This is a genomic window from Billgrantia gudaonensis, assembly GCF_900100195.1.
Taxonomy (GTDB): Bacteria; Pseudomonadota; Gammaproteobacteria; order Pseudomonadales; family Halomonadaceae; genus Halomonas; species Halomonas gudaonensis.
The window spans coordinates 112,950-133,914 of sequence record NZ_FNES01000004.1 but is presented as its reverse complement, the minus strand read 5'-3'; the positions used below and the strand labels follow the sequence as shown (position 1 = coordinate 133,914).

The following is a 20,965-nucleotide window of genomic DNA, read 5'->3' as shown; positions in this document are numbered from 1 at the left end:
ACAGTACACGGGATTCGTCATGAAATTTTCCGAACAGTGGCTGCGGGAGTGGGTGTCGCCGCAGCTGGATGTCCAGGGGCTGGCCGACCAGATCACCATGGCCGGCTTGGAAGTCGACGCCATCGAGCCGGCGGCTGCGCTCTTCTCGGGCGTCGTGGTGGGCGAGGTGGTGAGCAAGGAGCCTCATCCCAACGCCGACAAGCTGTCGCTCTGCCAGGTCGAGGATGGCAGCGGTGAACCGGCTCAGGTGGTGTGCGGGGCGCCCAACGTAGCGGCCGGCCAGAAAGTGCCCTTCGCCCGGGTTGGCGCCGTGCTGCCGGGCGACTTCAAGATCAATAAGGCCAAGCTACGCGGTGTCGAGTCGCGCGGCATGATCTGTTCCGCTTCCGAGCTGGGCATGGCCGAAGAGACGTCGAGCGGCATTCTCGAGTTGCCGGCCAGTGCGCCGGTGGGCGAGGATTTTCGCACCTGGATCGGTCTGGACGACCACTGCATCGAGGTCGACCTCACGCCGAATCGCGGTGACTGTCTGAGCATCAAGGGCCTGGCCCGCGAGGTGGGGGTGCTCAACCGCCTGCCGGTCGAGGGGCCGCGTATCGAGCCGGTGCCCGCGGCTCATGATGACGCCTTCGCGGTGCGCGTCGATGACGCCGAGCGCTGCCCGCGCTACATCGGCCGACTGATCAAGGGAGTCGACGTGACCGCCGAGACGCCGCTGTGGATGGTCGAGCGTCTGCGGCGCAGCGGTGTGCGTTCCATCGATGCAGTGGTCGACGTCACCAATTACGTCATGCTGGAGCTCGGTCAGCCGCTGCACGCCTTCGACCGTGCCAACCTTCAGGGTACCGTCATCGTGCGCCTGGCCCGTGAGGGCGAGCAGTTGGTGCTGCTCGACGGCCAGACCGTCGCTCTGCGCGACGACACTCTGGTGATCGCCGACGAGCGCGGCCCACTGGCGATCGCCGGCGTCATGGGTGGCGAGCATTCCGGCGTGAGCGCGGCCACGCGCGACATCTTCCTCGAGTCGGCGTTCTTCTCACCCCTGGCGGTAGCCGGCCAGGCTCGCACCTACGGCCTGCATACCGATGCCTCGCACCGGTTCGAGCGTGGCGTCGACCCTCGCCTCACCGGCGAGGCGGTGGAGCGTGCCACCCGCCTGCTCGTCGACATCACGGGCGGTGAGCCCGGCCCGCTGGTGGAGTCGTGCAGCGAGGCGCATCTGCCCGACGAACGCGAGGTGCGGCTGCGTGCGGCACGTCTCGAACAGGCTCTGGGCAAAAGGCTGCCGGCGGAGGAAGTCGCCGACATTCTCGAGCGTCTGGGCATGGCGGCCACCTCCGATTCGCAGGGTTGGCACACCCGCGTGCCGAGCTGGCGCTTCGACCTCGCCATCGAGGAGGATCTCGTCGAGGAGGTGGCGCGCATCCATGGCTACAATCGCCTGCCGGTGCGGCGCCCCAGAGCGCGTCTGGGGCTGCGTGCCGACCATGAAGCCCGCGTGCCGCTATCCCGCCTGCGTCGGCAGATGGTGGCTCGCGGCTACCAGGAAGCGGTGACCTACAGTTTCGTGGCCCCCGAGCTGCAAGCGGCGCTGCTCCCCGATGCCGTTTCGCCGCGGCTGGCGAACCCCATCTCCAGCGATCTTTCGGTGATGCGGGCGAGTCTCTTTCCCGGGCTGGTGCGAGCGTTGGAATACAACCTCAATCGCCAGCAGAACCGGATCCGACTCTTCGAAGCCGGGCTGATATTTCGCGGGGAGCTGGACGCCCTGGAGCAAACCCCCATGCTGGGCGCTCTGGCGTGCGGCCCACGCGAGCCGGAAGGCTGGGCAGGTGGTCGGGAGAGGGTCGATTTCTTCGACCTCAAGGGCGATCTGGAGAGCCTCATCGGTCTGGGCGGCGAGCCCGAGACCTGGCGCTTCGAGCCCGCCGAGCATCCCGCTTTGCATCCCGGGCAGAGTGCGCGCATTCTCCATCGCGGTGAGGCGGTGGGCTGGATTGGCGCCCTGCATCCCGGGGTCAGGGCGCAGTTGGGCCTGCGCAGCGATGCGCTGCTCTTCGAGGTGCGTCAGGATGCTCTGACCCATGGGCGAATCGCGACCTTCCGTCCCTTGTCGCGCTATCCGGAGGTACGCCGCGACCTGGCGTTCCTGGTCGATGAGAGCTTGCCCGTTCAGGCCCTGCTGGATACGCTGCGCGCCCAGGCCGGTGAGTGGCTCGCCGAGTGCCGGCTGTTCGACGTCTATCAGGGCAAGGGCGTACCCGAGGGGCGCAAGAGCGTGGCCCTGGGCTTGACCTGGCAGCATCCTTCGCGCACGCTGAATGACGAGGAAATCAATCAGTTGGTCGATGCCATCGTCGCCGAATCGCAGCAGCACCTGGGTGCCGAACTACGCGGTTGACGATTTTCGCCATGGCGGATGAGGCGAGGGCGCGACCGTTTCCGGTGGCGCCCTGTTCGTCGAAGCGGCGGCGGGGTGGACCGCCCATCATGAGGGAGACGACATGGGTGCGTTGACCAAGGCTGAGTTGGCCGAACATCTCCACGCCGAGTTGGGGCTCACCAAACGGGAGTCGAAGGCAATGGTGGAGACCTTCTTCGAGGAGATCCGCGCTTGCCTGCGCGAGAACGAGCAGGTGAAACTGTCGGGATTCGGTAACTTCGACCTGCGCGACAAGCGCGAGCGACCGGGCCGCAATCCCAAGACCGGCGAGGAAATTCCGATCTCGGCGCGGCGGGTGGTGACCTTCCGCCCAGGACAGAAGCTCAAGAGCCAGGTGGAGGGCTACGAAGGGCCACAATGACGGCGCTCGTCATACGCCGCCGCCGCGCTCGATCAGCCAGGTGATGATCACCTTGAGAATGTAGCCCAGCATGCCGGCGCCAAGCACCACGAACAGCATCAGGGTGCCGAAGCGGCCGGCTTGGGACTGTTTTGCCAGATCCCAGATGATGAAGCCCATGAACAGGATCAGTCCACCGATCATGATCGGGGTGATCCAGGCTTCGAAGGTTGCTGTCATGCCGCCTCCCGTGAACAGAGTCCGAGCATTGTACTCGGACTGCGTCGCGAGTGCAGGGTGATTCACGAGCGGCACGCCCCGCGTCATTATCTCATTAAAAGACTCAGGTATCCCCACGACATGACGATGTTGAAGATATTCGTTGGAACCATGTATGGCGGCGCTCTCGATGTGGCCGAACAGGTCAGTCCGCTGTTCGAAGCGGCGGGCTACGAGGTCGCCATTCTCGAGCAGCCGACCCTGGAAGACTTGGTCGACGCTTCGCCCGACCTGGCCCTGTTCTGCGTATCCACCACCGGTAGCGGCGATTTCCCCGGCAACTTCGTACCCTTTGCCCGTGCCCTCGATGAGCGCAGCCCTTCTCTCACCTGGTTGCGCTATGGTTTGATCGCCTTGGGAGACAGCTCCTACGGCGAGACCTTCTGCGGTGCCGGGCGGCGTCTCGACGAAATGCTCGCCGGCCTGGGAGCCAATCGACTGGGCGAGCGCCTGGAGGTCGATGCCATGGAGACTTTCATGGCCGACGACGCTGCCTTGCCCTGGGTCGAGGAATGGATCGAGGATCAGCAGCTCAAGGTGGCTTGATGATCACGCAACCGAGCGCCGAACGGCTCAGCCTCATGCTGGGCCTGCTCGTGCTGATGGGGGCTACCGTGCCGCGCTATCTGGCCGGCGGCCATGATGCCCGGTTGGCGCTGATCCTAGTGGCCTTCGCCGTGGTGGCCGTGGTCACGCTGATGAACTGGCGGCTCTTGGCGACGGAGGAGCGGCGCCGGTTGCCGGCGCTGCTGAAGCGATTGGGGCTGTGCCTGGGAGCTGGTGCGGTCGGCATGGGGCTGTGGCACGCCGTGATGAGCGACTGGCTGAGCTGGCAACTGCTCCTGGCCCACGGCGCGACGCTAGGGCTGTTGCTGCATGCGCTGTGGTCGTGGTGGTCAGTGGAGTCGTCAGGAGCCGATCGAGGCTGATCGCTCGTACGTGAACGTGAAGAGACTCTCGCGAATCGGATGGAACGACCGCGCCATGCACGCGGGCGGTGGTGCCTCGTGTGCTCATGGCGCGGGGGATCCGTGGTGGGTTAGACCAGCTGGTAGCAGGGGACGTACTCCTTGCCGGGCAGCTTCATGCGTCCCTGGGTAACGAAAGAGCCCAGCAACTCGTCGAGGCGGTGCATCAGCTCGGGCTCGGCGTGGAGCCGGAACGGGCCATGGGCTTCGATGGCACGCAGGCCTTGCTCCTTGACGTTGCCGGCCACGATGCCGGAGAAGGCGCGACGCAGGTTCGCCGCCAGCTCGTGGACGGGTTGCTCGCGGTGCAGCGCGAGGCCGGCCATTGCCTGGTGGGTCGGCTCGAACGGGGCCTGGAAGCCGCGGGCGATGGTCAATCGCCAGTTGAAGTGGAAAGCGTCCTGATGGGTGAGGCGAAAGTCGGTGACCTCGTCGACACCCTTGCGCAGCGCACGAGCCACTTCGACGGGATCGTCGACGATGATGCGATACTTGTCGCGCACGGCGTCGCCGAGGGTGTAGCCGAGGAATTCGTCGATGCGGCGGAAGTAATCGGCAGCACTGGCCGGGCCGGTGAACACCACTGGCATTGCCATGTCGGCATTGTCGGGGTGAAGCAGGATCCCCAGCAGGTAGAGGATCTCTTCGGCGGTGCCGACGCCCCCGGGGAAGACCACCATGCCGTGTCCGACGCGGACGAAGGCCTCCAGGCGCTTTTCGATGTCGGGCATCACCACCAGCTCGTTGACCAGCGGGTTGGGCGCTTCGGCGGCAATGATGCCGGGTTCCGAGATGCCCAGATAGCGGCCTTCGCTGCGCCGCTGCTTGGCGTGAGCGACGTTGGCCCCTTTCATCGGCCCCTTCATGGCGCCCGGACCGCAGCCGGTACAGATGTCCAGGTCGCGCAGCCCTAGCTGATAGCCGACGTTCTTGGTGTAGTCGTATTCTTCTCGCGAGATCGAATGGCCGCCCCAGCACACCACCATGCTCGGATCGCGGCCGGGCTGGAGTACGGCAGCCTTGCGCAGAATGTGAAAGACGGCGTTGGTGGTCCCTTCTCCGGTGGAGAGGTCGAAGCGCTGGTGAGTCTGGATCTCGTTGTAGACGTAGACGATGTCGCGCAGCACCGAGGACAGGTGCTCGCGAATGCCGCGGATCATCTTGCCGTCGACGAAGGCCTCGGCCGGGGCGTTGCTGAGCCTGAGCCGAATGCCGCGGTCCTGTTGGAGGACTTCGATGTCGAAGTCGTGGTAGGTTTCCATCAGCGCCAGGCTGTCGTCGGTCATGTTGCCGGAGCTGAGCACGGCCAGTGCGCAGCGTCTCAGCAGATCGTGGAGCCCGCTCTTGGAGGTGTCGCGCAGGCGATTCACCTCGTGCTGGGAGAGCACCTCGAGGCTGCGCAGGGGTGAAACGGTGCTGGAGAGAGTATCGGGCATTGAGCGTCCTTGTCGCGCGTCGATCCGATGCGTCGTCACCGTGCCGGGCGCGGCTTGCGGAGCGGCCATCGGCTTACGGGTTGACGCATCGGGATCGGGAATGGTTCATGTGCCGATGCTACCACGCCGCTCGGGTGGGCGCAGCGCTGCGTGGCCCCTTGGGGCCTGCTAGAATGTGGCTTTCCGGTAGTCGTCGAGGCATCCAGCGAGCCCCATGTTCAATGCCCAGTACTTTCGTACCTTCGTCACCCTGGTCGAGACCGGCAGCTTCACCCGTACGGCCCAGCGTCTGGAGATGACCCAGCCTGGAGTCAGCCAGCACGTGCGCAAGCTGGAGCGCTATCTCGACAAGCCGCTGCTCGATCGCCAGGGCCGTCGCTTCACGCTTACCGAGGCGGGGCGGCGCGCTTACGACTATGGGCTGCGCCTGTTCGCCGAGCACGAGCAGTTTCGCCATTCGCTGGATGACGACGCTCTGGACAGCGGTGAATGCCGCATCGCTTCGCCGGGCAGCGTGGGGTTGATGCTCTACCCCTACATCTTGGGCCAGCAGCAGATGCATGCCGGGCTCACGGTCAACTACAGCTTCGCCTTCAGCCACGAAATCGTCGGTGACGTCCTCGCTGGCCGCTACGACCTGGGAATCGTGACCGAACCGGTGCGTCATCCCGACCTGGACTGCGTGGCCTGGCACCAGGAGGCGCTGTGCCTGGTGGTGCCGGCCGACTTCGCCGGCACTGGTCTCGCCGAGCTGATGGGAATCGGTTTCATCAACTACTCCGACGGCGTCAATCACGCCCGCAGCCTGCTGCGCAGCAACTTCCCCGAGGAGTTTCGCTCCATGGGGCAGTTTCGGCGTCAGGGATTCACCAACGAGGTGGCCATGGTGCTGGATGCCGTGGCCCGCGGGCTGGGCTTCACCGTGGTATCGCGCCTGGTGCTGGAAACGTCGCCCTGGCAGCGCCAGGTCAAGGAGCTGTCGCTGTCGCGACCCGAGTACGAAACGCTGCACCTGGTGACCCGTGCCGGCACGCAGATGCCGCGCCGCTACGTGCGGCTGCTCGAGGGCTTCCGCGAGCAGCGCCTGCAGGAACTCTATGGCCACGGCGAGCAGCCGGTGGATCTGGCCTGACGGGGGACATCAGCAGCCCCCCGCACCCGACACCTCCCTCTAGTCGCGGTATTCGTCGATGCTCGGACAGGAGCAGATCAACTGGCGGTCGCCCAGCACGTTGTCGACGCGATTGACGGCCGGCCACACCTTGGAGACTTTGACGGCCTCGGACGGGAACGCGCCCAACTCGCGGGAGTAGGGTCGGGTCCATTCGGCGTCCATCAGGTCGGCCATGGTGTGCGGCGCGCGGACCAGCGGGTTGTCGTCGGCCGGCCACTCGCCGTTTTCCACCTTCGCGATCTCTTCGCGGATGGCGATCATGGCATCGCAGAAGCGGTCGATCTCGTAGCGCGATTCCGACTCGGTGGGTTCCACCATCAGCGTGCCCGGTACCGGGAAAGACATGGTCGGGGCGTGGAAGCCGTAGTCCATCAGGCGCTTGGCGATGTCCTCCTCGGTGATGCCGGAGGCCGCCTTGAGCGGGCGCACATCGACGATGCATTCGTGGGCCACGGTACCGTCGTTGCCGCGATAGAGTATCGGGAAGTGTGCCTCCAGCCGCTTGGCGATGTAGTTGGCGTTGAGGATGGCGAGTTCGGTGGCCTGGCGCAGGCCTCGCGCGCCCATCATCTTGATGTAGGCCCAGGAAATGGGAAGGATCGAGGCGGAGCCGAAGGCCGCCGCCGAGACCGCGCCGCAATCGCGGCCGACGCCGTCGATGGGCGTCACCACGTGGTTGGGCACAAAGGGTGCCAAGTGTGCCTTGACGCCGATGGGGCCCATGCCGGGACCGCCGCCTCCATGGGGAATGCAGAATGTCTTGTGCAGGTTGAGATGGCTGACGTCGCCACCGAAGTCGCCGGGGCGGGTCAGACCGACCTGGGCATTCATGTTGGCGCCGTCGATGTAGACCTGACCGCCATGATCGTGGACGATGCGGCACGCCTCGCGCACGCCCGCTTCGAAGACGCCATGGGTAGAGGGGTAGGTGAGCATGATCGCCGAGAGGCGCTCGCCGTGCTGCTCGGCCTTGTCGCGAAGGTCGGCGAGATCGATGTTGCCGTCGTCGTCGCATTCGACCACCACCACCTTCATGTGTGCCATGGCGGCGGAGGCAGGGTTGGTGCCGTGGGCGGAACTGGGGATGAGGCAGACGTCGCGCTGGCTCTCGCCGCTGGCGGCCTGGTAGCGGCGAATGGCCACGAGGCCGGCGTATTCGCCTTGGGCGCCGGAATTGGGCTGCATGGAGATGTGGTCGTAGCCGGTCACTTCCACCAGGAAGGCGGCCAGTTCATTGATCATCTGTCGATAGCCGGCGACCTGTTCCTTGGGCGCGAAGGGATGAATCTTCGCGAACTCCGGCCAGGTGATGGGCACCATCTCGCTGGTGGCGTTGAGCTTCATGGTGCACGAGCCCAGCGGGATCATGGCATGAGTCAACGACAGGTCGCGGTTCTCGAGCCGCTTCAGGTAGCGCAGCATCTCGGTTTCGCTACGGTAGCGCCGGAAGGTGGGATGCTCCAGGAAGGCGGACTCGCGTACGCAGGTCGCGGGAATGCCGCTCTTGCCGGCGTTCGCTACCGCTTCGTCGAGTGCCATGACCGACAGGCCATGCTCCTCGCCCAGCAGCACGTCGAATAGCGTGTCCAGATCGTGGGCGGTGGTGGTCTCGTCGAGGGAGACGCCGATGTCGCCGCCTTCGAAATAGCGTAGGTTGATCTCATGAGTCATCGCCCGGCCATGGATCTTGCCGGCGTCCACGCCGGTCAGGCGCAGGGTATCGAACCAGGTATCGTGGGCCAGGCGCACGCCGCTACGGGTGAGTCCCTCGGCGAGGATGGTGGTCAGCCGGTGGATGCGCGTGGCAATGGTGGTCAGTCCCTCGGCGCCGTGGTAGACGGCGTAGAAGCCGGCGATGTTGGCCAGCAGCGCCTGGGCGGTACAGATGTTGGAGGTGGCCTTCTCGCGGCGGATGTGCTGCTCGCGAGTCTGCATCGCCATGCGCAGGGCGGTGTGGCCGCGACTGTCCTGGGAGACCCCGATGATGCGGCCGGGAATCGAGCGCTTGAGCTTGTCCGTGGTGGCGAAATAGGCGGCGTGGGGGCCGCCGAACCCCATGGGCACGCCGAAGCGCTGGGTGTTGCCGACCACGATGTCGGCACCCAGTGCCCCCGGCTCGGCAAGCAGCACCAGGCTCATGATGTCGGCGGCCACGCAGGTCATGATGCCTTTTTCGCGAGCGCTGGCCAGCAACGGGGCGAGGTCGCGGACTTCGCCGCTTTGGCCCGGATACTGGAGCAGGGCACCGAAAACGTCGTGTGCGCCGATCTCATCGGCCGGCGCCACGATCAGCTCGTAGTCGAAGTAATGGGCGCGGGTGCGTACCACGTCCAGCGTCTGCGGCAGCACGTCGTCGGCGACGAAGAAGGCATTGCTCTTGGCCTTCTTGTTGGCCCGCTTGCACAGCGCCATGGCCTCCGCGGCGGCGGTGGCCTCGTCCAGCAGCGACGCATTGGCCAGCTTCATGCCCGTGAGGTCCATGACCATCTGCTGGAAATTGAGCAGTCCCTCTAGCCGCCCCTGGGCGATTTCCGGCTGGTAGGGCGTGTAGGCCGTGTACCAGCCCGGATTCTCCAGCACGTTGCGCTGGATGACCGCCGGTACGTGCGTATCGTGATAGCCCTGACCGATGTAGGTCTTGAAGACCTTGTTCTGACGCGCCAGGCGTTGCAGATAGTCGAGCGCCTCGGGTTCGGTACGTGGCGCATCGAGTGCGAGGTCGCGGTCGAGGCGGATATCCGCCGGCACGCTGCGAGCGATCAATGCATCGAGACTGTCCATGTCCAGTGCAGCCAGCATGGCGGCTACGTCGTCGGAAGAGGGACCGTTGTGACGACGGACGAAGGCATCGTGATCGGCCAGGTCGGCCAGGCGGCGAGTGTCATGAACCATGAGGCTACCTGTGGGCAAGTGGCGGCTGGATGGGGTGGCGTGGGCCGTGACGAACAGCCCCCTCGGTGGGGGCCGCGATGGAATCGACCTCAGGCTTCGGCGTCGACCAGCGCCTGGTAGGCGTCGGCATCGAGCAGTTCGTCGATGTCATTGGCGTCGGCCAGGCGCACCTTCATGACCCAGCCATCGTCATAGGGAGATTCGTTGACGGTTTCCGGCGCATCTTCCAGCGCTTCGTTCACCTCGACGATGTCGCCAGCCACGGGAGCGTAGAGATCCGAGGCTGCCTTCACGGACTCGATCACCCCGAACTCATCGCCCTTGGCTAGCGTTTGTCCGACTTCGGGCAGCTCCACGAACACGACGTCGCCCAAGGCTTCTTGAGCGTGATCGGTGATACCGATGGTGACGGTGCCGTCGCCGTTATCCAGCACCCACTCATGGCTGTCGTTGTAGCGCAGGTTGGCAGGAATCGTGCTCATACTGTTTTCCTATACGAAAAAGGTTTTCTGATGGGGTGAATGCTACCGCCATTGGCGGCATTTGGCGAGCCCGACGTCATGCGGTCGATGGCACCGGACTCGGCCGTCCGACCCCTTCAGGGTGGCCTGCCGGGTCGCCGTCGTCCAGTCCCTGCCGCGGTCGAGTTGCTGGGGCTGGTGTGGTTCGACAGCACAGGACTCGCTCACTACGCTAACCACTGGCGAACGGCATCGGCGGGTAGGGCAGTGCAACGCGGGCGTCGGAGTGTCGGGATCCGTTGTTTCCGATACGAAACTCGAGATACCCTCGACGGTGTCACCGTTGACGCCGAGTCGGCCAGGACAGTTTGTGCCAGGGTGGCATGGCATCGATAGATTCCGCTATCTTACGCCGGTTAGTCGTATCGAATGCGTTCGATGAAGGCGTTTCAGCATGAAGATGGTCCGCCATGACGATTGGTGGACTCGACAATAAATGCAACAACTCCAAGGGAGACGTTTCGTGGAAACCTTAATGTCATTGCTAGGATCGATCGAGGGGATCGTATGGGGCGTTCCCATGCTGATCCTGTTGCTCGGGGTCGGCATCTACCTTCAGGCCGGCCTCAAGCTGATGCCCATCCGCAAGCTGGGCATGGGCTTCAAGCTCATGTGGCAGGGGCGGGATGGCAAGCAGACGCCCGAGGGAAAGCCCAAGGGAGAAGAGGACGGTGAGATCTCGCCGTTCAACGCGTTGATGACCGCGCTTTCCGCCACCATCGGTACCGGCAACATCGCCGGCGTGGCGACCGCCATCTTCCTGGGTGGACCGGGCGCCGTGTTCTGGATGTGGATCACCGCCCTGGTGGGTATGGCCACCAAGTTTTCCGAAGCGGTGCTGGCGGTACGCTACCGCGAGACCGACAGTGACGGCTTCCACGTCGGCGGTCCCATGTTCTACATCAAGAACGGCCTGGGCCGTAAATGGCTGTGGCTGGGCGGTGCCTTCGCGCTGTTCGGCGCCGTGGCGGCATTCGGCATCGGCAATACCGTGCAGTCCAACTCGGTGGCCGAAGGTCTCAGCGAATCGCTGGGCGTGCCCCACTGGCTGACCGGCCTGGTCTTGATGGTGCTGGCCGGGGCCGTGATTCTGGGCGGGATCAAGCGCATCGCCAAGGTGGCCGGCAAGCTGGTGCCGATCATGGGTATCGCCTACATCGCGGCTGGCGTGCTGGTGCTGGTGATCAACGCCGGCCAGCTCGGCGAGGCATTCGGCATGATCTTCTACCATGCCTTCAACCCGATCGCAGCGGCGGGTGGTTTCGCTGGCGCGGGGGTGGCCATGGCCATCCAGTTCGGCGTGGCGCGCGGCGTCTTCTCCAACGAAGCGGGCCTGGGTAGCGCGCCCATCGCGCATGCCGCGGCACAGACCAAGAACCCGGTGCGCCAGGGGCTGATCGCCATGCTGGGCACTTTCATCGACACCATCGTCGTCTGCTCCATCACCGCACTGGTCATCCTGACCAGCGTGGAGTGGAGCGGCGGCGAGACCGGTGCGCGTCTGACCGCGATCTCCTTCGACCTGGCGCTTCCCGGCATCGGCGAGTACGTGGTGACCTTCGCACTGGCCGTCTTCGCCTTCACCACCATCCTGGGCTGGGCCTTCTACGGCGAGAAGTGCTTTCAGTTCCTGTTCGGGACCCGCTCGATCACCCTGTATCGGGTGCTGTTCATCATCGCCATTCCCCTGGGGGCCATGGCCAATCTGAACCTGGTCTGGGTGCTCGCTAGCATCTTCAATGCGTTGATGGCCGTGCCCAACCTGATCGCCCTGGCGCTGCTCTCGCCGGTGGTCTTCAAGCTGGCCAAGGACTACTTCGACGGCAAGACGGTGCTGCCCGGCGAAGAGCTCGATCACGACAAGTCCTGAATCCGGGTGCCCTTGCACTCCGTCAGGCCTGGGAGGTGCCCTTGCGGCACCTCCTTGCGTACCGGGCCCGATCACTCCTGCCGTAGAGGATATCTTCCATGAGCGAACTCAAACGCACGCCGCTGTACGACCTGCATCTGGAACTGGGCGGCAAGATGGTGCCTTTCGCCGGCTATGCCATGCCGGTTCAGTACGCCCTGGGCGTCAAGAAGGAGCACGAGCATACCCGCAATGCCTGCGGACTCTTCGACGTCTCGCACATGGGGCAGCTCCTGCTGCACGGCCCGCGCCCCGCCGAGTCGCTGGAGACGCTGGTGCCGGCCGACATCGTCGGCCTGCCCGAGGGCATGCAACGCTATGCGCTGTTCACGTCCCAGGATGGCGGCATTCTCGATGACCTGATGGTCGTGAATGCCGGCGATCATCTCTATCTGGTCGTCAATGCGGCCTGCAAGGATCAGGACATCGCGCTGCTGCAGACCGGCCTGGACGACGCGCATCGCGTCGAGACACTCGACCGCGGCTTGCTCGCGCTGCAAGGGCCGGAGGCAGGCAAGGTCATGCAGCGGCTATGCCCAGATGCCTGTGAGCTGGTCTTCATGCAGCATGGCCATTTCACGATCGATGGCGTACCGGTATGGATCAGCCGCAGCGGCTACACCGGCGAGGACGGCTTCGAGATCTCGGTGCCGGCCGAGCAGAGCGAGGCCGTGGCGCGTCGGCTGTTGGCCGAGCCGGAGGTCGAAGCGATCGGTCTGGGGGCGCGCGACTCGCTACGTCTGGAAGCGGGCCTGTGCCTCTACGGCCACGACATCGACACCGCGACCACGCCCGTCGAGGCGGGCCTGATCTGGGCCATCGGCAAACCGCGCCGCCGCGGCGGCGAGCGTCCCGGCGGCTTTCCCGGGGCCGACCTGATCCTGCATCAGGTCGAGGCGAAGGACCATCGACGCAAGCGCGTCGGGCTGCTGGGAGAGGGGCGCGCCCCGGTGCGCGAGGGCGCCGACCTCTACGATGCGGACGGTCACCATGTCGGCAGCGTGACTTCCGGCGGCTTCGGGCCCAGCGTCGGCAGACCGGTGGCCATGGGCTATGTCGACATCGATCATGCCGCGCCAGACACCACCGTCTACGCCGAGGTGCGCGGCAAGCGCCTGCCCATGACCGTGACCAAGATGCCGTTCGTCACACCCGGTTACTATCGCGGTTGATTTTATACCGTTATCTACCAGGGCGATCTCGATGACGCCTCGTCCCGGTCGGGACGAGGCGTCGTTGTCTCAGGAGAGAGGGGCGGTATGAATCCAGCGAAAGGTCAGGCTGATGCGCCGCCCGAGGCGTTTACGGGGAAGCAACGCATGCTGGAGCCGACGCTGCACGCCGCTGCCCATCAATAGCAGACTGTCGTGGGGCAACCAGACGTTGAAGGGGGTGTCTTCTCCGTGCCGCCAGCGGAAGCGCAGCGGGCGCTCGGCGCCCAGCGACACCGCGGCGATCAGTGGGTCGCTGCCCAGCTCCGACTCGTCGTCGCTGTGCCAGCCCATGCGTTCCTCGCCGTCGGCGTAGCGGTTGAGCAGTACGCTGTTGAAGGCGGCCGACACGCCAGCCTCGGCGAGACGAGCAGTCACGGACTCGCGAATCTCGGCGACCAGGGGGTGCCATGGCTCCGGGTCGAAATCGCTGCCCGAGTAGCGATAGCGGGCATTGGCGTCTCCCATCCATACCTGCTGGCGAGGTATCGAGTGCAGCTTGCCGTAGAGGCGAAGCTGCGGCCGTTGCCAGGCCAGTTCCCGGTCGAGACGCTCGAGTGCCACGCTTGCCGCGGTCTCTCCCAACAGGCCGTCGTAGCGCACCAGTGGCGGCGACTCGAGAAGTCGTGTCGTATTCCTGACAGTGGCGTGAGGCATGGCGTCAGCGTAACACGCGCTGGGGGTCGATCGGCTTGCCGCCGTGGCGCAGGTCGAACAGTAGGTCGTGGCGCTCGGTGGCATTGCTGTAACCCACTTCGCAAACCGGGGCGCCTTGCGAGACTCGGCTGCCTTCCTCGACGCTCAGGCTATCACACAGGGCATACACGCTCTGCAGGTTGCCCTCGTGATGGACGATGACGACCCGGCCGAGCTGGCGCATGCTGCCCGAGAAGCGGACGTCGCCATCGGCAACTGCCTTGGCCTTGGCGCCTCGCTGCGTGGCAAGCAGCATGGGTTGCAGGGTGCCGCGACTGTCGGTGCCGTAGCGACGGACGATGCGGTAGTCATCGAGTGGCCAGGGCCAGCCGCTGGCTGAGGAGGGCAGCGATCCGCTTGGCTTGGCAGCGGTGCTGGTCGTGCTCTTCTTGCTGCTGGCTCGCTGCGAGGCCGCCTGGTTCGAGGCGGCGGTCTTGGGTGCTGCACCCCCGGCGAGCGGAACCTGGACGATTTGCCCGATTCGCAAGCCACGCGGGTCGGTGCCCGGGTTGGCATTCTGAATGCGCCCGGGCGTGGTCCCGAAGCGCCGGGCGATGCCGGCATAGGTGTCTCCCGGGCGAATCTGATAGCGGTAAGGTCCTCCGAACGGTGCCCTTTCGCGCTGGGTGGGAACCAGCAACCGCTGACCCACGGCCAGGTGCCGGGCATCCACCCCGGGGTTGAATCGGGTCAACCGCTCGAGGGGAACGTCGGCGCGTCGTGCGATGGCGCCCAGCGTGTCGCCGCGCTGAACGGTGACCCAACGTCCGGCGATTCCGGGGTCGCCAGCTCGCTGAACGTCACCGCCTCGCCCGGCACAGGCGCCGAGCAGCAGCATTGCCAACAGCGCTATCGCGAGTCGAGTGCCGCGTCCTTTTCCTGCCACAGGGCATTCAGCCATGAATGGAAGCGTTCCTTGTAATCCGGGTCGTCATGATAGCTGCCCTGAGCCATCCAAGTCGGCACCGCCAATCGTCGGGCGCGGAGCGTTACCGGTCCTTCGCGACCGCACAGAAAGCCCCAGAAGGTGGGGTTAGGGTTGGCGTAGCGGAGCGTCACGTCGAGGATGCCGCCCAGGTGATCGCCGAGAAGGCTGACGACCTGGGCGATGCCACCGGCTCTGGGGCGCAGCAGATGGCGGTACGGCGAGGCCTGGGCGGCCCGCTTGGCAGGGGTGAAACGGGTACCCTCGACGAAGTTGTAGATGGCGATGGGGCGTTCCTGGGCATGGCGGCACATGCGTTCGGTGGCTTCGCGGTCGCGGCGGGCCAGATGAGGGTGTCGCTTGCGCTGCTCGCGGGTCAAGCGCCGCAGCATGGGGAATTCCAGTGCCCAGAAGGCCAGGCCGACGATGGGCACCCAGATCAACTGGCGCTTGACGAAGAAGTGCGGCATCGGCAGCCGACGGTGAAGCGCGAAAAATAGCAGGAAGATGTCCGTCCAGCAGCGATGGTTGGAAATGACCAGCCACCAACGCTCCGGCGACAGTCCGTTGGGGAGCTCCATGCTGAGTTGGGGTTTCAGCCAGCGGCGCATCCACCACAGGTTGCAACCCACCCAGTTGAGCGCGACTCCGCTGAGCCCTCGGACCACCAGACGTCGCAGCGGTCGCCCAGGCGTGATCAGCTTGACGGCCGTGAGGAGGACGAGCGGTATTCCCCAGGCCAGGGTGGTGATGACCAGTAGCAGCACGCTGACCAGCCCCTTGAGGGTCGACATGCCACGCTCCTTGCAGATGAGACGGTAGCTGCACATGCTAATGGATCGGCTATGGGCTGCCCAGTGACGCGACTCACGTTCGTGGAGGAGCGATGGCCAGGGTCTTCTGCAGCACCTCGCAAAGTGCCCGGGCCGCCACCGACAACTCCTGGCCGGCGCTGACCACGATGCCAACGGTGCGTTGGATGGGAGGATCGTGAAGTGGGCGACAGCGGGCCCCGAGTTCCTGCATCTGTTCCTGGCACAAGGCCGGCACCGCACTCACTCCGAGCCCGCTGGCCACCATGCGTCCCACGGTGGCCAGTTGGTGGCTTTCGAAGGCCACCGGCAGTTCGGTGCCCCGGCGAGCCAGCGTGCGCTCGAGCAGGATACGCACCATCGATGGGCGCTGCAGTGTGATGAAGTCGTGGGCCAGCAGCGCATGCCAGTCGATGCGTTCGGCATCGGCCAGCGGCGAGTCGGGTGGGACCACGGCAACGAAGACGTCCTCGAAGAGGGGCAGGAAGTCGGTCCCCTCGTGGGATTGAGGCTCGAAGGCGACGCCAAGCTCGACCTGCCGCTGATGGACCATGTCGATCACCTGCTCGTTGATGACGTCGTGCACGGTGACGTTGACCCGGGGAAAGCGTTCGCGAAAGACCCGCAGTGCCGGTGGCAGGCGGTTGCAGGCGAAGGAGGGCATGGCCGCCACGGCCACCCGACCTAGCTGCAGGGTAAAGCGCTGGCGCAGCAGCTCTTCGGTGTTGTCCCAGTCGGCCAGCAACCGCTTGGCCAGCGGCAACAGCGTCTCGCCCTCCGGGGTGAGGCGCACGCTGCGCGTGCTGCGAATCAACAGTGGGCCGCCAAGGGTTTGCTCTAGCCCTTTGATGGCCAGGCTCAATGCCGGCTGCGAGAGGTGCAGGTGTTCGCAGGCCTGGGTGAAGCTCAGGGTCTGGGCCACCGCCTGGAAGGCACGAAGCTGCTTGACGGTCATGGTCATTTTTATTTGTTATCCAGATTAATCAATAAAAAAAACAAACTTAACAAATATATTGGCCGAGTCAACACTGATCGGGTACCGTCTTTCACTCATCCCACAACAAGACGAGGCTTCGCGATGGCCGGATTCGACAAGCGCGTGTACTCCTTCGAAGAGGCAATGGAAGGTATCGAGAGCGGCATGACCGTGGCGGCCGGGGGCTTCGGCCTGTGCGGTATCCCCGAGAACCTCATCGCCGAGATCAAGCGTCGTGGCGTCAAGGATCTCACCGTGCTCTCCAACAACTGCGGGGTCGATGGTTTCGGCCTCGGATTGCTGCTAGAAGACAAGCAGATCAAGAAGATCTTCGCCTCCTACGTGGGCGAGAACGCCATGTTCGAGCAGCAGATGCTCAACGATGAGATCGAGGTCGTGCTGACGCCCCAGGGCACTCTGGCCGAGAAGATGCGTGCCGGCGGCGCCGGCATTCCGGCCTTCTATACCGCGACCGGCTACGGTACGCCGATCGGCGAGGGCAAGGAGGTGCGCGAGTTCAACGGCCGCCACTACATTCTGGAAGAGGCGTTTCACGCCGATTTCGCCATCGTCAAGGGCTGGAAAGCCGACCGCTACGGCAATGTCATGTATCGCGACACGGCCCAGAACTTCAATCCGCTGGCGGCCACCTGCGGCAAGGTCACCGTGGTGGAGGTCGAGGAGATCGTCGAGCCGGGCGAACTCAAGCCGGATCAGATCCATACGCCGGGAATCTACGTCGACCGCATCATTCAGGGAACCTTCGAGAAGCGCATCGAGAAGCGCACCGTGCGTGAGTCCTGAGCCGGCGACACGTTGCGACTGTAGGAGGTCGGCGCGGCCGGCCGGACGCTTCTCTACCGAACACAAGAGGCAAATACCATGGCACTGACTCGCGAACAGATGGCGCAGCGCGTGGCGCAAGAATTGAAGGACGGTTTCTACGTCAACCTGGGAATCGGCATTCCCACTCTGGTGGCCAACTACGTGCCCGAGGGTATCGACGTGATGCTGCACTCGGAAAATGGGTTGCTCGGGATGGGACGCTTTCCCACCGAGGAAGAGGTCGATCCGGACATGATCAATGCCGGCAAGCAGACCGTGACCGCCCGTCCGGGTGCGGCGATCTTCGACTCGGCGGAATCCTTCGCCATGATCCGCGGCGGGCATGTCGACCTGACCGTTCTCGGGGCCTTCGAAGTCGATCAGGAAGGCAACATCGCTTCCTGGATGATCCCGGGCAAGCTGATCAAGGGCATGGGTGGCGCCATGGATCTAGTGGCCGGGGCCGAGAACATCATCTGCACCATGACTCATGCTTCCAAGCATGGGGAATCCAAGCTGCTCGAGAAGTGCACTCTGCCGTTGACCGGTGCCGGCTGCATCAACCGCGTGTTGACCGACCTGGCCTATCTGGAGATCGAGAATGGCGCCTTCGTACTCAAGGAGCGCGCACCGGGGGTCAGCGTCGAGGAGATCGTCGAGAAGACGGCGGGCAAGTTGATCGTACCGGATCACGTGCCGGAGATGACGTTCGACGCCTGATGCGCGGCGCACCTCCCGCCGAATTGCCGACAAAGGCCCGAGCCAACTGGCTCGGGCCTTTGTCGAAAAACTGAGCATATCGAGCCGAACGCCATGCTCATGCTGATCAGCGATCGCTCGGCGCTGGCCTTGCACAGCGTTATCCACAGATTTTGTGGATAACGCACGGTCAACCGATCTCGCAGCGCGTGTGGTGTGGGAGCAACAGTTCCACGGCACGCTCATGGTCGTTGCTGAGGCACTTCTGCACCAGGGCGAGTCCGCCCAGATCGATGCGGTGCTCGTCGCCATCGGCGAAGGCCAGGCGCCGCGAGCTGGTGGGGTAGAAGCGATACTCCAGCAGCGGCGAAATGGGAAGGATGCCGTGATGTCGGTCGGCGCTGCCGTAGAGGCCGGCCTGTTCCATGGCGGTATCCAACGTGGCCAGATCGCTGTCGAGCCGCTCGCAGTCGTAGCCCGCGTGATGCATGCTCGGCCCCATCGCGGCCAGCCAGCCCGCCAATGGATGGGCGTCGTGCAGCCTTCGATAGGTGTGCCAATCGGGCATTGGCCAGGGCCGCCCGCGGCATAGCAGGTCCTGTCCACGGCCGTCGCGCGGGTGGGTGCGCTCGACGAGGTCGGTCAAGCATTCACGGGGTGCGCGCGACAGGGTGCCCAGCTGCAGTTCAGCGAGAACCAGCCAGGCGCCATCGTCGACGGGAGCCAGCAACGACACCAGCAGGCCGCGATCGGCCATGGCGTAGTGCTGCATGGGTCGATAGCCTAGCCGCCCCAGTGAGGGCGTGAGCTCACGGGCGGCGAACGGGCCGTGGTTGAGCGTCAGCAGGGTCAGATATTCGGCTGGAGCGTCGGTCGGCCATAGGCGCAAGGCACCGACATCCGGGTGTCGGTGGATGTAGTCGAGCCAAAGCTGCTGGACGAATTCTTCCCGTTGCATCGCGCCATTCCCTCTGTCCTGATGCGCCGTCGAACGACGTCAGTATAGGTCTAGGGCAGCGATGAGCTTTCAACGGGGCAAGAACGTTAGGAACGCCGAGATCCTACCTCAGGCGCTCTGGCTGGGAGCCAACAGGCCGCGCTCACGGACGAACTGGTCGAACTCCGTGAAACCGCCGACATGACGCTGATCGACGAAGACCTGCGGTACGGTGTGAACCGGCTTGCCGATGCGCTCGGCGAGGTCGGCCTTGCTGATTCCCTCGGCCCAGATGTCCACGTAGCGCTGTCCACGAAGGATGCCTGCGGCTTCGAGCCGCTCGGCCAGTGCCTGGGCGCGGGTGCAAAAGGGGCAACCGGGACGACCGTAGATGACGACGAACATATTCAACCTCCTCGTTGGACGACGCCATTCTGACGGAGCATCGTGCTCGTCGCCAATAGTGCACCGCTAGCCATGCCATTGCCCGCCACTATCGAGGCTGTCAGGCGAGTCGGTCGTCGTCCGCGGCGCGGAGCAGTTCGGCGAGCTCTCCATGCACCTCGGGGCTCGCCACCAGCAGGTTTTCGCCGTAGAGGTCCGGCGGAATGCCTCCCGGACAAGGATACAAGTGGCCGGTCCGGGCGCCGGCTTCTCGAGCAATCAACTGGCCAGCGGCGAAATCCCAGGGGGAGACGCTCTCGTAATAGGCGTCGAGGCGTCCGCATGCCACGTCACACAGGTCGAGTGCTGCAGAGCCGTTGCGGCGCACGTCGCGACAGTGGGTCAGCACCGCTTCCAGACGGCGCATCAGCGGAGGACGGCTGTCGCGACGATACGGGAAGCCCGTGCCGACCAGACACCGGTCGAGATCGTTGGTGCGGCTGGCGCGAATCGGCTTGTCGTTGCACCAGGCGCCCTGGCCCTTGAGCGCCGTGAAGGTCTCGCCCAGGAAGGGGGCATGCACCACGCCCAGGCACACTTCGCCGTGGCTGGCCCAGGCAATGGAGACGGCCACGTGATACAGGCCGTGAGCGAAGTTCACCGTGCCGTCGATCGGGTCCACCACCCACAGGGCTTCGGCTTGGGCAAGCCGGTCCAATGCCGGTGCCAGTTCCTCGCTGAGGCGTTCGTCGTCGGGCAGCTGGGTGGCCAGGCGTTCGCCGATCAAGGTATCGACGGCGACATCGACGTCGGTGACCAGCTCCTGGCCGTCTTTGTAGTGATGACTGAAACGATGCTCTCGCCGGGCATCGATGATGCGTTCGCCCGCTTCCCGGGCGATGGCGACGGCCAGCTCGAGCCGCTGTTGCGGACGCATGATCATTCCTCGTGGGGAAGTGAACTGCCAGAATAGCAGTCGACGCGTTGCATGCCGAACGCGAACTTGGCCGACAAGGAGATTCCATGCAGAGCCTGAGCCTCGATCAATACGAACGATTGCGTCGCCTGGCGACGACCTGGGAACAGGATCGACGCGAGGAACTGGCCGCGGCGTCCAACGCCAATTCGCGCCTGTCGGTCGACACGCTGTGTTTTCAGACCTTCGATGCGGGGCCGGAGCAGGGGCACGAGCAAGCCTACCTCGCCGGTGCGTTGATCACGCCGGTTTCGCTGTCGCTGGTGTTGGTACCGGCCGAGCCGGGCAATCCCGCGCCGCAGCCGGGACGGCGGCAGGCCTTCGGCTTTCCGTCGGGGCGTTACCCGTTCACTGCCGAGTGCCTCTCCGACGGCACCTGGCTATGGCGCTGCGAGCTGCTCGACGATCTTTCCGACCTGGATGCAGCCGAAGAAGCCAGTCGTCTCGCCCAGCGCTTGATGGAGCGTGTGATGACGCCCGAAACCTGAGGCTGGCGCCAACGCGGCGGGATGCTTATGCTGGGTGTTTTGCACTGCCGCATTTCACGATCATTCGATTCACC

21 protein-coding genes are annotated in these 20,965 nt (G+C 64.8%); 10 read left to right on the top strand and 11 right to left on the bottom strand.

Annotated elements, in window-relative coordinates; genetic code table 11:
• Nucleotides 1–19 precede the first annotated feature (19 nt).
• Together pheT and ihfA are read left to right on the top strand one after the other, a co-directional pair.
• The gene (gene pheT, locus BLP96_RS06425) at nucleotides 20–2,401 is read left to right on the top strand and encodes a phenylalanine--tRNA ligase subunit beta (RefSeq protein WP_089684301.1); all 2,382 of its coding nucleotides are present in this window, start codon (nucleotides 20–22) and stop codon (nucleotides 2,399–2,401) included.
• 103 nt (nucleotides 2,402–2,504) lie between these two features.
• On the top strand, nucleotides 2,505–2,804 hold the full coding sequence (gene ihfA, locus BLP96_RS06420; RefSeq protein WP_089684299.1) for an integration host factor subunit alpha: 300 nt from the start codon (nucleotides 2,505–2,507) through the stop codon (nucleotides 2,802–2,804).
• A 9-nt stretch (nucleotides 2,805–2,813) separates the two neighbouring features.
• On the opposite strand, the gene BLP96_RS06415 is transcribed toward ihfA, so the two are convergent.
• Nucleotides 2,814–3,023, bottom strand: a complete 210-nt coding sequence (locus BLP96_RS06415; protein ID WP_089684680.1) for a DUF2788 domain-containing protein — start codon at nucleotides 3,021–3,023, stop codon at nucleotides 2,814–2,816.
• Nucleotides 3,024–3,143: 120 nt separating this feature from the next.
• On the opposite strand from BLP96_RS06415, the gene BLP96_RS06410 reads away from it, so the two are divergent.
• Nucleotides 3,144–3,608: a flavodoxin domain-containing protein gene (locus BLP96_RS06410; protein WP_089684297.1), complete on the top strand. Its 465-nt coding sequence runs from the start codon at nucleotides 3,144–3,146 to the stop codon at nucleotides 3,606–3,608.
• Complete coding sequence (locus BLP96_RS06405) at nucleotides 3,608–3,991, top strand: hypothetical protein (RefSeq protein WP_089684295.1); 384 nt, start codon at nucleotides 3,608–3,610, stop codon at nucleotides 3,989–3,991. Before BLP96_RS06410 ends, BLP96_RS06405 begins: the two co-directional genes overlap by 1 nt.
• Nucleotides 3,992–4,101: 110 nt before the next feature.
• Here the strand turns inward: BLP96_RS06405 and ppnN are convergent, their stop codons facing one another.
• Nucleotides 4,102–5,466, bottom strand: a complete 1,365-nt coding sequence (ppnN, locus tag BLP96_RS06400; protein WP_089684293.1) for a nucleotide 5'-monophosphate nucleosidase PpnN — start codon at nucleotides 5,464–5,466, stop codon at nucleotides 4,102–4,104.
• A 214-nt stretch (nucleotides 5,467–5,680) separates the two neighbouring features.
• Here ppnN and BLP96_RS06395 point away from each other — a divergent pair, with 214 nt between their 5' ends.
• The gene (locus tag BLP96_RS06395; protein ID WP_089684291.1) at nucleotides 5,681–6,598 is read left to right on the top strand and encodes a LysR family transcriptional regulator; all 918 of its coding nucleotides are present in this window, start codon (nucleotides 5,681–5,683) and stop codon (nucleotides 6,596–6,598) included.
• A gap of 39 nt (nucleotides 6,599–6,637) precedes the next feature.
• Here the strand turns inward: BLP96_RS06395 and gcvP are convergent, their stop codons facing one another.
• Both gcvP and gcvH read right to left on the bottom strand, forming a co-directional pair.
• On the bottom strand, nucleotides 6,638–9,532 hold the full coding sequence (gene gcvP, locus BLP96_RS06390; protein WP_089684289.1) for an aminomethyl-transferring glycine dehydrogenase: 2,895 nt from the start codon (nucleotides 9,530–9,532) through the stop codon (nucleotides 6,638–6,640).
• Nucleotides 9,533–9,621: 89 nt separating this feature from the next.
• Entirely contained in the window at nucleotides 9,622–10,014 is a 393-nt protein-coding gene (gene gcvH, locus BLP96_RS06385; protein WP_089684287.1) for a glycine cleavage system protein GcvH, read from the bottom strand.
• A gap of 502 nt (nucleotides 10,015–10,516) precedes the next feature.
• Between gcvH and BLP96_RS06380 the strand changes: the two genes are divergently transcribed.
• Nucleotides 10,517–11,923 (top strand): alanine/glycine:cation symporter family protein, encoded by a 1,407-nt coding sequence (locus BLP96_RS06380; protein ID WP_089684286.1) that lies wholly within the window; start codon nucleotides 10,517–10,519, stop codon nucleotides 11,921–11,923.
• 98 nt (nucleotides 11,924–12,021) lie between these two features.
• Entirely contained in the window at nucleotides 12,022–13,134 is a 1,113-nt protein-coding gene (gene gcvT, locus BLP96_RS06375; RefSeq protein ID WP_089684284.1) for a glycine cleavage system aminomethyltransferase GcvT, read from the top strand.
• A gap of 69 nt (nucleotides 13,135–13,203) precedes the next feature.
• Here the strand turns inward: gcvT and BLP96_RS06370 are convergent, their stop codons facing one another.
• The 4 genes from BLP96_RS06370 to BLP96_RS06355 form a co-directional block, all read right to left on the bottom strand.
• Nucleotides 13,204–13,830 carry an alpha-ketoglutarate-dependent dioxygenase AlkB family protein gene (locus BLP96_RS06370; protein ID WP_089684282.1) on the bottom strand — a complete coding sequence of 209 codons (627 nt, stop codon included), beginning with the start codon at nucleotides 13,828–13,830 and terminating at the stop codon, nucleotides 13,204–13,206.
• Between the two features lie 4 nt (nucleotides 13,831–13,834).
• Nucleotides 13,835–14,704, bottom strand: a complete 870-nt coding sequence (locus BLP96_RS06365; protein WP_422666809.1) for a LysM peptidoglycan-binding domain-containing protein — start codon at nucleotides 14,702–14,704, stop codon at nucleotides 13,835–13,837.
• 14 nt (nucleotides 14,705–14,718) lie between these two features.
• Nucleotides 14,719–15,588, bottom strand: coding sequence for an acyltransferase (locus tag BLP96_RS06360; protein ID WP_089684278.1), 870 nt, complete (start codon nucleotides 15,586–15,588; stop codon nucleotides 14,719–14,721).
• Nucleotides 15,589–15,661: 73 nt separating this feature from the next.
• Nucleotides 15,662–16,561 (bottom strand): LysR family transcriptional regulator, encoded by a 900-nt coding sequence (locus tag BLP96_RS06355; protein ID WP_089684679.1) that lies wholly within the window; start codon nucleotides 16,559–16,561, stop codon nucleotides 15,662–15,664.
• 123 nt (nucleotides 16,562–16,684) lie between these two features.
• On the opposite strand from BLP96_RS06355, the gene BLP96_RS06350 reads away from it, so the two are divergent.
• A complete protein-coding gene (locus tag BLP96_RS06350; protein WP_089684276.1) occupies nucleotides 16,685–17,386 on the top strand; it encodes a CoA transferase subunit A in 702 nt (233 codons plus the stop codon).
• A 78-nt stretch (nucleotides 17,387–17,464) separates the two neighbouring features.
• Nucleotides 17,465–18,127: a CoA transferase subunit B gene (locus BLP96_RS06345; RefSeq protein WP_089684274.1), complete on the top strand. Its 663-nt coding sequence runs from the start codon at nucleotides 17,465–17,467 to the stop codon at nucleotides 18,125–18,127.
• A gap of 169 nt (nucleotides 18,128–18,296) precedes the next feature.
• Here BLP96_RS06345 and BLP96_RS06340 read toward each other — a convergent pair whose 3' ends face one another.
• From BLP96_RS06340 to BLP96_RS06330, 3 genes are all read right to left on the bottom strand, one after another.
• Nucleotides 18,297–19,064: a VOC family protein gene (locus tag BLP96_RS06340; protein WP_089684273.1), complete on the bottom strand. Its 768-nt coding sequence runs from the start codon at nucleotides 19,062–19,064 to the stop codon at nucleotides 18,297–18,299.
• Between the two features lie 108 nt (nucleotides 19,065–19,172).
• Nucleotides 19,173–19,448 carry a GrxA family glutaredoxin gene (locus BLP96_RS06335; RefSeq protein WP_089684271.1) on the bottom strand — a complete coding sequence of 92 codons (276 nt, stop codon included), beginning with the start codon at nucleotides 19,446–19,448 and terminating at the stop codon, nucleotides 19,173–19,175.
• 100 nt (nucleotides 19,449–19,548) lie between these two features.
• Complete coding sequence (locus tag BLP96_RS06330; protein WP_089684677.1) at nucleotides 19,549–20,364, bottom strand: inositol monophosphatase family protein; 816 nt, start codon at nucleotides 20,362–20,364, stop codon at nucleotides 19,549–19,551.
• 86 nt (nucleotides 20,365–20,450) lie between these two features.
• Here BLP96_RS06330 and hybE point away from each other — a divergent pair, with 86 nt between their 5' ends.
• Nucleotides 20,451–20,891 carry a [NiFe]-hydrogenase assembly chaperone HybE gene (hybE, locus tag BLP96_RS06325; protein ID WP_089684269.1) on the top strand — a complete coding sequence of 147 codons (441 nt, stop codon included), beginning with the start codon at nucleotides 20,451–20,453 and terminating at the stop codon, nucleotides 20,889–20,891.
• The last annotated feature ends 74 nt before the right edge of the window (nucleotides 20,892–20,965 follow it).

Excerpts from the sequence above, each read along its gene's own strand:
- gcvH (WP_089684287.1), bottom strand. The coding sequence starts at position 10,014 with ATGAGCACGATTCCTGCCAACCTGCGCTACAACGACAGCCATGAGTGG.
- BLP96_RS06410 (WP_089684297.1), top strand. The coding sequence starts at position 3,144 with ATGACGATGTTGAAGATATTCGTTGGAACCATGTATGGCGGCGCTCTC.
- gcvP (WP_089684289.1), bottom strand. The coding sequence starts at position 9,532 with ATGGTTCATGACACTCGCCGCCTGGCCGACCTGGCCGATCACGATGCC.
- BLP96_RS06345 (WP_089684274.1), top strand. The coding sequence starts at position 17,465 with ATGGCACTGACTCGCGAACAGATGGCGCAGCGCGTGGCGCAAGAATTG.
- BLP96_RS06330 (WP_089684677.1), bottom strand. The coding sequence starts at position 20,364 with ATGCGTCCGCAACAGCGGCTCGAGCTGGCCGTCGCCATCGCCCGGGAA.
- BLP96_RS06415 (WP_089684680.1), bottom strand. The coding sequence starts at position 3,023 with ATGACAGCAACCTTCGAAGCCTGGATCACCCCGATCATGATCGGTGGA.
- hybE (WP_089684269.1), top strand. The coding sequence starts at position 20,451 with ATGCAGAGCCTGAGCCTCGATCAATACGAACGATTGCGTCGCCTGGCG.
- pheT (WP_089684301.1), top strand. The coding sequence starts at position 20 with ATGAAATTTTCCGAACAGTGGCTGCGGGAGTGGGTGTCGCCGCAGCTG.
- BLP96_RS06335 (WP_089684271.1), bottom strand. The coding sequence starts at position 19,448 with ATGTTCGTCGTCATCTACGGTCGTCCCGGTTGCCCCTTTTGCACCCGC.
- BLP96_RS06370 (WP_089684282.1), bottom strand. The coding sequence starts at position 13,830 with ATGCCTCACGCCACTGTCAGGAATACGACACGACTTCTCGAGTCGCCG.
- BLP96_RS06340 (WP_089684273.1), bottom strand. The coding sequence starts at position 19,064 with ATGCAACGGGAAGAATTCGTCCAGCAGCTTTGGCTCGACTACATCCAC.
- BLP96_RS06355 (WP_089684679.1), bottom strand. The coding sequence starts at position 16,561 with ATGACCGTCAAGCAGCTTCGTGCCTTCCAGGCGGTGGCCCAGACCCTG.
- ppnN (WP_089684293.1), bottom strand. The coding sequence starts at position 5,466 with ATGCCCGATACTCTCTCCAGCACCGTTTCACCCCTGCGCAGCCTCGAG.
- gcvT (WP_089684284.1), top strand. The coding sequence starts at position 12,022 with ATGAGCGAACTCAAACGCACGCCGCTGTACGACCTGCATCTGGAACTG.
- BLP96_RS06350 (WP_089684276.1), top strand. The coding sequence starts at position 16,685 with ATGGCCGGATTCGACAAGCGCGTGTACTCCTTCGAAGAGGCAATGGAA.
- BLP96_RS06395 (WP_089684291.1), top strand. The coding sequence starts at position 5,681 with ATGTTCAATGCCCAGTACTTTCGTACCTTCGTCACCCTGGTCGAGACC.
- BLP96_RS06405 (WP_089684295.1), top strand. The coding sequence starts at position 3,608 with ATGATCACGCAACCGAGCGCCGAACGGCTCAGCCTCATGCTGGGCCTG.
- BLP96_RS06360 (WP_089684278.1), bottom strand. The coding sequence starts at position 15,588 with ATGTCGACCCTCAAGGGGCTGGTCAGCGTGCTGCTACTGGTCATCACC.
- ihfA (WP_089684299.1), top strand. The coding sequence starts at position 2,505 with ATGGGTGCGTTGACCAAGGCTGAGTTGGCCGAACATCTCCACGCCGAG.